This is a genomic window from Candidatus Hinthialibacter antarcticus (assembly GCA_030765645.1).
Classification (GTDB): Bacteria; Hinthialibacterota; Hinthialibacteria; order Hinthialibacterales; family Hinthialibacteraceae; genus Hinthialibacter; species Hinthialibacter antarcticus.
Map to the genome: position 1 here is coordinate 18,337 of JAVCCE010000063.1, position 11,685 is coordinate 30,021.

The window sequence follows — 11,685 nt, forward strand, 5'->3', positions numbered from 1 at the left end:
GATTTGATAACAGTATAGCATACGGGACAGTAACGAATCCTGATGGATTTAGAACTTGATACAGCGATTTCTCAACGCGCCGATGAGGTAGAGCGAACCGGCGATGACGATGACGTCGCGGGGCCGGGCGAGTTCGACGGCGCGGCGTAAGGCGCTGCGCGGCGATGTGCGCCGCTCGATTTGCCGTGGAGGCTGTACGCCGTTTTGTTGCAGCAACGTTTCAATTTGCTCGATGCTCATGCCGCGCGGCGTGGGCGCCTGGGTGAGTACGAGGACATCGTCCGGCCTGCATAATTCTTTCACCATGCCCGCCGCGTTTTTATCTTGTAAGAACCCGCACACAAAGACGCGGCGCTGTTTCGGAAACGACTCGTCGAGCGACTCGCGTAAGGCGGCTGCGCCTTTGACGGTGTGGGCCACGTCTAACACAATCGGCGCCTGGCGCGCGCGGCGAATGACCTCGAAGCGCCCCGGCCACTGCACAGACGCAAAGCCGCGTCGCAGCTCGCGTTGCGTGAATGCGGGGACCGCGCCGGATTGTTCAAGCGCCTGCAGCGCCGCCAGCGCCGTTAGCGCGTTGCGTCCTTGATAGCGCCCCACCAGCGGGATGCGCAACGTCCACTGTTGGTGAGAGCGCGTGTTATTCACTACGACCTTGCGTCCACGCGGGCCGACTTGTTGCGGGCCGATTGCGTAATCCTGGTCGGTGAAAACCGTTTGCGCTTTGTGTTCGCGTAAGCGTTGTTTGAAATGCGGCAATAGCGCGGGGTCTTGCGAACCGACCACGACAGGCGCATTGGGGCGGATAATGCCCAATTTTTCATCGGCGATTTCTTCTAACGTATCGCCCAGCAGGTGCGCGTGTTCCATCGAGATATGGGTAATCACAGAAACCAGCGGGTCCGCGACGTTGGTCGCGTCGAGGCGCCCGCCGAGTCCGGTTTCGATGACGGCGTAATCAACCCCGCGCTCGCGAAAATACAAAAACGCCATCGCGGTGAGCAATTCAAAAAAGGTGGCGTATCCACGGCTGGGGTGACGGCGGCGCTCAACGGTTTCTTTGAGCGATTGCGTCCAGCGGACGAACGCAGGGGCGGAGATGCACTTGCCATTAATTTGGATGCGCTCGCGGATGTGGTGCAGATGCGGCGAGGTATACAAGCCGACTTGGCAGCCCTTCGCTTGCAGCAGCGCCGACAAAAATGCGCAGGTCGAGCCTTTGCCATCGCTGCCCGCCACGTGAATGATGCGCAGGCCGTCTTGCGGGTTGCCAATGTCTTTCAGCAGTTTTCGAAAGCGGTCCAGGTTGAGGGTTTTATCGGAGTAGTTCCAGTTCGCTTTGCGTTCGTACGAAACAAACGAATACAAATAATTGAGCGCGTCGTGCAGGTTCTTCACAGGCGCTAGATGATGCCTTCTTCTTTGAGATAGACGCGCAATTCGTCTTTGCTGAGGGTGTTGTCCGGGCGGGTGATAAAACCTTCCCGGCTGGTGAGTTTGGTGAGTTTGATTTCGTCTTTGCGATGTTCGGGCGCGATCAGGGCGAGTTCGTCGTCGACTTGATAGGTGCGGTCCCACTCGTTGGCGGCGATGAGGTCTTCGTCGAATTTTTCGCCGGGCGCGGGGCCGGTGACGTTGATCTGAATCTCTTTGGCGGAATGGCCTGCTTGCGGGGCGAATTCTTCCACCATGATTTCAGCCAGGTCATAAATGTTAACGCATTGCATTTTGAGGATGAACACTTCGCCGCCTTCCGCCATGACGGCGGCCTTTAAGACTAAACGCACCGCGCTGGGGATCGACATGAAAAAGCGCCGCATGTCTTTATGCGTTAGCGTCAACGGCCCGCCGTGGCGGATCTGTTCGCGCCAGATGGGGATCACCGAGCCGCGCGAGTCGAGCACGTTGCCGAAACGCACGGAGCACATGGTCTTGTGAGGTTCGCGGCGGTAAAACGACGCCCAGGTGACCAGGCGCTCGGCCAGCAGTTTGGTGGCGCCCATGGTGGTGGTGACGTTGACGGCTTTATCGGTGCTGATTGAAACCACCCGTTCGGTGGACGGGTTTTGCAAGGTCGCGCTGATGATGTTCTGCGTGCCCAGCACGTTGGTTTTCACCGCTTCGATCGGATCGTATTCGGTCGATTCGATGCGTTTGAGCGCGGCGGCGTGAAAGACGATGTGGACGCCTTCAAAGGCGCGTTCCAGACGGTCTAAATCGCGCACGTCGCCCAGTAAAAAGCGCAGGAATTTATGATCGCGCAATTGATAGCGCAAGACGGACTGCTTGTATTCATCGCGGCTGAGAATGCGCAATAAACGAGGGCGGCAGGGGATCAGCTGCCGGACGATTTCGCTGCCGATGGTGCCGGTGCCGCCTGTGACCAGCACGACCTTGTCTTCGACCAACTCGCGTAGTTTCTCGTGCAGCGTTGCGTCCACGGGCCTACGCCTCCTCTTCGAGCGCTTTCTTTTTCTTTTCGGTGATTCGGACCAGGATGATTGAGACCTCGTACAGGATAATCAATGGAATTCCGCACGACAATTGGCTGATCCAATCAGGCGGCGTAATTAACGCAGCCAGCACAAAGGCCAACACAAACGCATACGAGCGGAAACTCGCTAGCATCTTGCTGTTGACGATTCCCATTTTTGCCAATAACAAAATGATGACTGGTTCCTCAAAGACTAAACCAAACGCCAGCAAAAAGCGAATCATAAAATTGAGATAATCACCGACAATCCAGACTTGCGCGACCTCTTCCGTCCCAAATGTAGATAGAAACCCCAGGGCGAAGCGGAATACGACAAAGTAGGCAAACGACGCGCCTAACAGAAAGCAAGCCCACGTAGAGAGACATAACGGCAATAGGAATTTTTGTTCTTTTTTATATAGCCCTGGCGCCACAAACATCCAAACCTGCCAAAAAATAAAGGGAAAAGCAAAAAAGAACCCGGCCAGTATTGATACTTTTAATTGCGCCATCAGGCCCGCAACAGGCGTGGTAAACTGCTTGGAGACATTATCGGGGATCGCGTCAAGCATGATAGCGAGCAGCGGTTGTGAAAAGATGAAACTGACCACCACGCAGACGGCAAAAATGGCAGTCACCTTGATTAAGCGCTCGCGCAACTCGGTCAGGTGTTCGAGAAAGGTCATCGCGCCGCCGAGTTCAGCGTCTTCGGTGGTTTCTTCGTCGGGCGATTGATCTTCTGGTTCTTTTATATTGTCTTCGGTAGCCATGTTTGTTGGTTGGTCTCTTGGTTTCTGCGACTAGTCGCTCATCTCGCGCGACAGGCGGTTGGCGTCGTCGATTTTATCCGGGTCGTCCATTGGTTGGGCGGTTTTAGGCGCTTCATCGTTTCCATTGCCGCCGTCGATGTCATGCGTTTCGGGTTCGGAGATGGCTTCTGCATCGACCGCGTCACCGGCCGGAATGGTTTGTCCGCTCTCATAGCCGGAATCATATCCATATTGTTCTGTCCCCTCGCCGTAGGTTTCGGCATAGGGGTCGGAATCCATATCAATTTCGGACTTAGGTTTTTCGGTCAACGTGACTTTGCGTTCGGCCTCGCGAATCTCGCGCTCGCTCATTTCGAGCTGACGTTGGATCTCGCGGCTGGCGTCGTTAAACATCTTGGTCGCTTTGGCCAGCAGCCGGGCGAGTTCGGGGAGTTTCTGCGGCCCGAAGACCATTAATGCAACGCCCAATAGGACGACAAGTTCACTGGTGCCAATGCCTAACATAAGTTCGTCTCAGCCTTTGATCTAAACAAGGCGCCATCTTGGCGCATGAGTAGGTATCTTAGTTGCCGCCTACAGGAATGTCGAGTCAGGGAGAGAGGAAAGAGCACTGCTTACAGTTGGTTCATATCTCACTATCGCCGTGGACGCGGCGCCCGGAAACATAGGTCGCTTTGACGCGGCCTTTCAGTTTCCAACCGTTGAATGGGGTGTTGCGTGATTTCGAGTAGAAGGTTTCTGCGTCAATCACGTTTTCGGCGTCGGGGTTCCACAATACCAAGTCAGCGCGCCCGCCGATTTTGAGTTCGCCTGCATCCAGGTTGATGGCGCGGGCGGATTTGTAGGTGATCCAGCCCAGCGCTTCGATGGGGTCGAGCCCGCAACGCTGTTGGATGGGGCCAAGCATCAGCGGCAATAAGGTTTCAAAGCCGATGATGCCAAACGGCGCCGCCGACATCTGTTGGTCTTTTTCTGAGAAGGTATGGGGCGAGTGGTCGGTGGCGATGCAGTCAATGGAGCCGTCGCGCAGGCCTTCGTACAAGGCTTCTTGATCTTCCAGCGTCCTCAAAGGCGGATTGACCTTGGCGTTGGTGTTGAAATGGTCGGTCGCTTCGTCGGTGAGGGTCAGATAATGCGGCGCGGTGTCCGCTGTGACTTTTACGCCTTTTGCTTTATAAAAGCGGATGATATCAACTGTTTCCGCTGCGCTGACGTGTGAAATATGCAGTTGCGCTCCGGTTTTACGGGCGAGGATCAAGTCGCGCGAGGTCTGGATGGTTTCTGCTTCACGGGGCGACCCGGTGACGCCCAAGGTCGTAGACATTTTGCCGAGATTGACGGGAGCGTTCGCCGTGAGGTTGTGGTCTTCGCAATGGCTGATGATGGGCATGTCGAACACGGCGGCGTATTCCATGGCGCGCATCATGACGTACGAATCCATCACGCCGCATCCATCGTCGGAGATGGCGACCGCGCCTGCTTCTGCCATCGCGCCGATGGGCGCCATTTCTTTGCCTTGCATTCCCTTGGTTAATGCGCCGACGGGGTGGACATGTACACACGCCGTACGCTCGGCGCGTTCCAACACAAATTCAATCGCAGTCGGCGAGTCGACCGGAGGCGCGGTGTTCGCCATGCAAACCACGGTGGTGATGCCGCCCGCCGCCGCCGAGCGCGTACCCGTCGCGATGGTTTCTTTGGATTCCTGGCCGGGTTCGCGCAGGTGGGCGTGAATATCGACCACGCCGGGGAACGCCCACAAACCATTGGCGTCGATGAGGTCGGCGCCTTTTGTGTTCAGTGACGGGCCGATGTCGCGAATGGTTTCGCCGTCAATTAAAATATCAGTCACCCGGTCGTCCATGGACGCGGGTTCGAGCAGGCGGACGTTTTGAATCAGCAATTGGGTCATAGTCGTTCAGTCGATGTTTCGTTCGTTAAAACAACGAAGGCGTATCGCCTGCCTTTGTGGTTTCGGTCTTCTTTTCATTTGCGTCGCGCGCACCGATCAATAGATAGAGCAGCGCCATGCGCACGGCGATTCCATTGGTAACTTGTTCGAGAATGACCGCTTGGTCAGACTCCGCCACTTCGGTGGTGATTTCGACGCCCCGGTTCATCGGGCCGGGGTGCATAATAATCGAGCCGGGCTTGGTGCGCTTGAGCCGCTCGCCGTTCATGCCGTAGTAGCGGCTGTATTCTTTCAAGTCTGGAAAGAAATTCGCGCTCATGCGTTCTTTTTGGACGCGCAGCAAGTTGATGACGTCGGCGTCTTCAAAGGCGCCGTCGAGCTTATGACGTACTTCCACGCCCAGCGCTTCCACCCCTGGAGGAATCAGCGTCGGCGGCCCCACAAAGCGCAACTTAGCGCCCATGGTCAACAGGCCCCACATGTTGGAGCGAGCGACGCGGCTGTGGAGAATGTCGCCAACGATAACGATGGTCAGGCCTTCGAGCGGGCCTTTGTGTTCGCGAATGGTAAACATATCCAGCAGCGCTTGAGTGGGGTGTTCGTTGGTACCGTCGCCCGCGTTAATGACGGGGATGTCAATGTATTTCGCCAGAAAGTGGGGCGTACCTGAGACGCTATGGCGGATGACGCAGCCGTCAGCGCCCATCACGCGCAGGGTTTGCGCGGTATCGACCACGCTTTCGCCTTTAACGACGCTGCTGGCGCCGGTTTGGATGTCGATGACATCGGCGCTGAGGCGAGTGGCTGCGAGTTCGAATGAGGTCGAAGTTCGCGTACTCGGTTCATAAAATAAATTGATAACAATTTTTCCGCGCAAGGTAGGAACTTTTTTGACGGTGCGCGTCTGAATTTCTTTCATGCTGCGGGCGGTGTCCAGCACCAATTCGATTTCTTCGCGGGACACGCCGCGCAGACCCAAACAATCGCGGCTTTTCCAGGTACTCATCACTGCTGTCGTCTCCCCGGCTCCCTTATTTTGAGGCCGGCCGCCGTTTGCGGCGTTTCGCAAAGTCTAAGTGATTTTTTCTACGTTGGCTATGTTAACCAACCTCTTTTTCGATAAATACGCCGTCTTCGTCGTCTTCTTCGCGCAGGCGAACGACCACGATTTCGTTTTCGTACGTTTTGACGCTCTCTCCGGTGTAGTCGGCCTGGATGGGCAACTCGCGCCCGCCCCGGTCAACCAGCGCCAGCAGTTGGACGCGCGCGGGGCGGCCTAGATCCATCAGCGCATTGAGCGCCGCGCGAACGGTGCGCCCGGTATAAAGCACATCATCAATGAGGACGATGTCTTTTTGTTCGATGTCAAACGGGATGTCGGTGCTGCGTACCGGCGGCGCGGGCGAGGTGCGGCCTATGTCGTCGCGATACAGGCCAATATCCAACAGCCCCAGTGGGATATCTTCATGCGCCAGGCTCTCGACAAACGGGCGCAAGCGGGTCGCCAATGTCGCGCCCCGGCTGCGGATGCCGACCAGCGCGAGATGGCTGCGGGCGCTGCGCTCCCAAATTTGATACGCCATGCGGTGCAGGGTGCGGTCGATCTCGTCCGCGTTCATCACTTGCCGAAAGTGGTTGTCATTCATTTCATTCGTTCCAATATAGAATGCAAAGCATCCGGCGGCGGCGCTTTAAACTCAACCTCTTCGCCGGAGCCAGGGTGCGGAAACCGGATGGAGCGCGCGTGTAATGCAATCATGGTTTGATCGGCAAACGCGCGTTCCAACTCACCGCGTCCACTATACTTTTTCAGCGTATACACCAGGTCGCCCGCGATGGGATGACCGATGTGTTTGAGATGTACGCGAATCTGGTGCGTACGTCCTGTTACAGGATAAAGCTCCAGCCAACTCGCGCCTAGTCCTTCTCCACAAAAACGATACCGGGTGAGCGAGGGGCGACCATCCTGCCGGATGGTCATGCGCTTTCGGTCGGTCGGATGGCGGCCAATCGGCTGCTCGATTTCGCCTGCGTCTTTGCCGGGGCGTCCATGCACAATGGCCCAGTAGGCCTTTTTTGTTTCGCGGGCTTTAAAACTGGCGGAAAGCCGACGATGGGCTTCATCATGTTTCGCGACGATGATGACGCCGCTGGTGACGCGGTCGAGGCGATGCACTATGCCGGGGCGCAGCACCCCGCCAATGCCGGACAGATCGTTGAGATGGTGGAGCAGCGCATTCACTAGTGTGCCGGATTTGTTGTGATCGGTCGGGTGAACGCTCATGCCCCAGGCTTTATTGATGACGGCGATGTCTGAATCCTGGTATACAATATCCAGCGGCAACGGTTCTGGTTCTACAGTTGAAGGCGCGGGCGGCGGCGCTGAAAGCGTAATACAATCGCCGGGCGCAACTTCTTCGCGAGGCTTGGCGCAAAGTGCGCCGTTGCGCGTAACCGCGCTTTCTTGGATCAGCGCCTGGATGCGGCTGCGCGAAAATCCGTCTGCAACGCTGGTCAGATATTTATCAATCCGAACGCCGGCAAATGGCTCTGTGACAATAAATTCGATTGTTTGGCGCATATCCTAACCCAGGTGCGACCAATCGTATAAATTCAGCTCAATAACCCGTTTTATCTCTAGAAATTATACTCCACTCGCTACAATAGAAACAGGATCAGCCGAAATGCTGACTAAATTCATTTTTTTTCTGAATATTGAGAAACATCTACCTTTGATGTAGTATTTTGTAGGCTCAATGATATGCAGCCCGAACCTAAATTGATTCTGCTGTATACTTTTCTATGAAACTATCAATGGATTGGGTCTTGTTGTAACGCGGTTTGATTTTTTTACCAATTGTATGGAGGAAATAATGGCCAAACGCGCAATGGACATAACCGAACTGATTGGCGATACGCCGATTGTTCGTCTTAATAAACTCACTTCCTCCGGCTCGGCTACGGTCTGGGCCAAATTGGAAGCGCAGAACCCTGCTGGTTGTGTGAAAGAGCGCATTGGCCTTTCGATGATCGAAGCCGCTGAGCGGGATGGGAAACTCAAACCCGGCGGCGTCATCGTTGAACCCACCAGCGGAAACACCGGCATCGGGCTTGCGATGGTTGCGGCTGTACGCGGCTACAAATTGATCTTGGTCATGCCCGAATCCATGAGCCTGGAACGCCGTAAAATTTTACAAGCGTTTGGCGCTGAACTGGTATTGACTGAAGGCCCCAAAGGAATGAAGGGCGCTGTCGATAAAGCCGAAGAAATGGCGGCGGAAATAGGCGCGTTTGTTCCACAACAATTTAATAACCCCGCAAATACTGACGTGCATTACAAAACCACCGGGCCGGAAATTTGGAAGCAAACCGAAGGCAAGGTTGACGCGTTTGTTAGCGGCGTCGGGACGGGCGGCACCATCTCCGGCGTGGGCAAATTTTTAAAAGAGAAAAATTCAAGTATTCAAATTATTGCTATCGAACCGTCTCATTCTCCCGTTATGTCGGGCGGCGATCCCGCCCCGCACAAGATTCAGGGAATCGGCGCCGGATTTATCCCCGGCATTATGGATATGTCGATTGTTGACAAAGTTATGACCGTTAGCAACGATCAGGCGATGGAAACCGCGCGCCGTTTGTGCAACGAAGAAGGCATCTTCTGCGGCATCTCATGCGGCGCGGCGGCGTATTGCGCGATTGAATACGCCAAAGAACTTGGCGAGGGAAAAGACATCGTCGTCATTCTACCTGATACGGGCGAACGCTATCTAAGTACGGAACTCTACCCTTACTTAGACCCTCCCAGGCCGGGCGAGCCGACAGAATAACGATACGTAAGTGATATAAACCTCAATCAAACAGCCGGTCGAAATGATCGGCTGTTTTGTTTATGCCTAAAAAATATTTGAATCCTGATAATGATCTATTTGTATCTGAGCAAAACATGCGTAAAGTGATTGTATAGAATCATTCCAACCAGGAGCGAGCATTGATGAGCGATTGCCATGACGTTGATTTTACGATTTCGCGTTTAGGAAAAGCCCGGTTCCCGTCTCCATTAGAACTCTCTCATGTTGATGGCGATTTTATATCGAATTTTGTTGAAGACGACGAGCGGATTTTATTTGACAATACGCTCAATGCCCTAAAGCAATACAAGAGCGAAAAGTGTGAGCCGCCTTCGTTTGAAGCGGCGGGGCCGCGCGACAAAATCTTTTTTAATCCACCCAGCGTCAAAGCCGCCATCGTCACCTGCGGCGGATTATGCCCGGGATTGAATGACGTCATTCGCGGCATCGTCTTGTCGCTCAATTATCATTACGGCGTTCACGAGGTCTATGGAATTCAGTATGGATACAAGGGCTTAGTTGAGCGCTCCATGTTGCCGCCGATTCATTTGACGCCCAAAGTGGTTGAAGACATCCCCTCGCGCGGCGGTACATTTTTGGGGTCGTCGCGCGGGCCGCAAGATGCAGCGGAAATGGTTGACTTCATGGTGAAAAATGGATTCAACATGCTGTTTACGATCGGCGGCGACGGCACCCAACGCGGATCGCTTGCCGTTCGGGATGAAGTGAAAAAACGCGGGCTGGAAATCTCTGTCATTGGCATCCCCAAGACCATTGATAATGACGTTCGCTTTGTCGAAAAAAGTTTCGGTTTTGAGACCGCCTACTCGAAAGGCGCGGACGTTTTGGGCTGCGCCCATGTTGAAGCAACCGGCGCCGAGAACGGCATCGCGATTGTGAAACTCATGGGGCGGCAGTCTGGATTTTTGGCGGCGACCGCCGCGTTAGCAAGCGGAGAAGCAAACTTTGTCTTGATTCCTGAAGTGCCGTTTGACTTAGACCCGCCGGATGGTTTTTTGCCTGCCTTAGAAGAGCGCATCCTTCGCCGCAAACATGCGGTCGTCGTTGTGGCCGAAGGGGCCGGACAAAAATTGATGGACCAACAGGCGGAGAAAGAGAAGCAAGACGCCTCGGGAAATGTCAAATTGAAAGATATTGGCGTATTTTTGAAAGAAGAAGTGAAAAAATATTTTACAAAACGAGAAATTCCCGTTTCCATCAAATATATTGACCCCAGTTATATTGTGCGGTCATTGCCTGCAACGCCTTCGGATAGCATGTATTGCCTGCAACTTGCTCATAACGCAGTACATGCAGCAATGAGTGGGCGTACCGGAATGTTGGTGGGGCATTGGCATTCCGCGTTTACTCACGTTCCAATAGAGGCGGCGGTTTCAGAACGCAAAATGTTAGACACGGAGGGAGATTTGTGGCTTTCTGTGTTACAAACCTCCGACCAGCCTCGCCGTATGTTTAACATCGGTTAATAGTTATGGTGAAATTATCAGTTTGATTTGATTGACTTAACAGTGTGTCGAATGAATACTATATTCTGCAAATGGTTTTGCAGAATAAAACTTGTATGATTATTGCTAGTTGTATCAAGAAAAACGAGTAGTAATGGGGACGTATGAACGACAATATTGAAGACGATTCACTAGATTTTGATGTTGCGGCAGATCAAATCTCGACCTCTTTGATGGCGGCGCAGCTGCTCGAGAAGGCCCGAAGTGAGGGCATTCCAATGAAAGACCTGGCTCTGATGAGCCAGGGCGGACGCACCAGGGCGGTCACGGCAAAAGAAAAAGAACGCTCGTCGAATATTCGCCGTAAAGAACTGGTCGATTTGATGCGCAAGCGCACGATTCGCGGCGACCAGAGCCTCGTCAATGATATTATTGAACGCATTTCAAACTGCCAGTCGAAAATTGACATCATTGTGCAGCATACCGAAGTGTCTCCACAAGAGATGGTTGCCGTTCGGCGGGAGTTAGAAGGCTCGCAAAACCGCGCATCCAGTCTGGCGAAAGACGTTCAGGTTCTTGAACAGGCGATTGTTCGCAAGAAAAAAGAAGACCCGGTCATCCGTCAATTTGAAGAAGCCTCGGCGGCGTTATTGACTGCAATGCAGGAAAAAGATGTTGAACAGATCAAAAAATTGCGCATGTTCTGCGAAAAAACCATGAAGCAATACAACATCAACAAGCGGCGTCTCAAACCCTATATTGAAAAAGCGCGCGAAGCCCGCTTGAAGTTTATTGTAGATAAACGCCGCATCATGCGCATCCAGTTTCAAACCCTAATGAATATTATGGAAATATACGCTACAAGTTTGAACACAGGCGGATTTCAGCATTACACAGAAAGCGCCACCAAAGAAATCACCGACTCGATTCACACCTTGCGTCACATGCGCTCAGATGCGCAGGCGCGAATGGATAAATTGGGCGCCCATTTGGGCAACATTCCGCTTTCGTTTATCACGGATATCGAAAAAGACCTGGATGTTGTTGATGAAATTATCTTAAAACCGATCATAGGCGGCGTTGAAGCCTTGATTCTTGTTGTACAATCAGCCGATATTGAATCGCTTAAAACAAAAAAAGAAGACAAGGTCGTCTCAAAAGAATCAAAGCGCATGGCCTATCAGGAAAAAGAAGATAAAAAGAAGTAAGATTCCAT

At 53.5% G+C, this 11,685-nt stretch carries 11 protein-coding genes; 3 read left to right on the forward strand and 8 right to left on the reverse strand.

The annotated features are described in order from the left end of the window. Positions 1-48 precede the first annotated feature (48 nt). The 8 genes from P9L94_15215 to P9L94_15250 all read right to left on the reverse strand — a co-directional run bounded on the left by P9L94_15215 (position 49) and on the right by P9L94_15250 (position 7,736). A complete protein-coding gene (locus tag P9L94_15215; protein MDP8245433.1) occupies positions 49-1,398 on the reverse strand; it encodes a folylpolyglutamate synthase/dihydrofolate synthase family protein in 1,350 nt (449 codons plus the stop codon). Between the two features lie 5 nt (positions 1,399-1,403). Beyond that, a complete protein-coding gene (locus tag P9L94_15220; protein ID MDP8245434.1) occupies positions 1,404-2,441 on the reverse strand; it encodes a polysaccharide biosynthesis protein in 1,038 nt (345 codons plus the stop codon). 4 nt (positions 2,442-2,445) lie between these two features. Then, on the reverse strand, positions 2,446-3,243 hold the full coding sequence (gene tatC, locus P9L94_15225; protein MDP8245435.1) for a twin-arginine translocase subunit TatC: 798 nt from the start codon (positions 3,241-3,243) through the stop codon (positions 2,446-2,448). Positions 3,244-3,273: 30 nt separating this feature from the next. Continuing rightward, positions 3,274-3,747 carry a twin-arginine translocase TatA/TatE family subunit gene (locus P9L94_15230; GenBank protein ID MDP8245436.1) on the reverse strand — a complete coding sequence of 158 codons (474 nt, stop codon included), beginning with the start codon at positions 3,745-3,747 and terminating at the stop codon, positions 3,274-3,276. 121 nt (positions 3,748-3,868) lie between these two features. Then, positions 3,869-5,155 (reverse strand): dihydroorotase, encoded by a 1,287-nt coding sequence (locus P9L94_15235; protein MDP8245437.1) that lies wholly within the window; start codon positions 5,153-5,155, stop codon positions 3,869-3,871. A 25-nt stretch (positions 5,156-5,180) separates the two neighbouring features. Continuing rightward, positions 5,181-6,161: an aspartate carbamoyltransferase catalytic subunit gene (locus P9L94_15240; GenBank protein ID MDP8245438.1), complete on the reverse strand. Its 981-nt coding sequence runs from the start codon at positions 6,159-6,161 to the stop codon at positions 5,181-5,183. A 94-nt stretch (positions 6,162-6,255) separates the two neighbouring features. After that, positions 6,256-6,801 carry a bifunctional pyr operon transcriptional regulator/uracil phosphoribosyltransferase PyrR gene (gene pyrR, locus P9L94_15245; GenBank protein MDP8245439.1) on the reverse strand — a complete coding sequence of 182 codons (546 nt, stop codon included), beginning with the start codon at positions 6,799-6,801 and terminating at the stop codon, positions 6,256-6,258. Beyond that, positions 6,798-7,736, reverse strand: a complete 939-nt coding sequence (locus P9L94_15250) for an RluA family pseudouridine synthase (GenBank protein MDP8245440.1) — start codon at positions 7,734-7,736, stop codon at positions 6,798-6,800. Before P9L94_15250 ends, pyrR begins: the two co-directional genes overlap by 4 nt. Positions 7,737-8,028: 292 nt before the next feature. Here P9L94_15250 and cysK point away from each other — a divergent pair, with 292 nt between their 5' ends. The 3 genes from cysK to P9L94_15265 all read left to right on the forward strand — a co-directional run bounded on the left by cysK (position 8,029) and on the right by P9L94_15265 (position 11,677). Next, positions 8,029-8,982: a cysteine synthase A gene (cysK, locus tag P9L94_15255; protein ID MDP8245441.1), complete on the forward strand. Its 954-nt coding sequence runs from the start codon at positions 8,029-8,031 to the stop codon at positions 8,980-8,982. A 164-nt stretch (positions 8,983-9,146) separates the two neighbouring features. Continuing rightward, positions 9,147-10,490, forward strand: a complete 1,344-nt coding sequence (locus P9L94_15260; protein MDP8245442.1) for an ATP-dependent 6-phosphofructokinase — start codon at positions 9,147-9,149, stop codon at positions 10,488-10,490. A gap of 143 nt (positions 10,491-10,633) precedes the next feature. Then, positions 10,634-11,677, forward strand: coding sequence for a hypothetical protein (locus tag P9L94_15265; GenBank protein ID MDP8245443.1), 1,044 nt, complete (start codon positions 10,634-10,636; stop codon positions 11,675-11,677). The last annotated feature ends 8 nt before the right edge of the window (positions 11,678-11,685 follow it).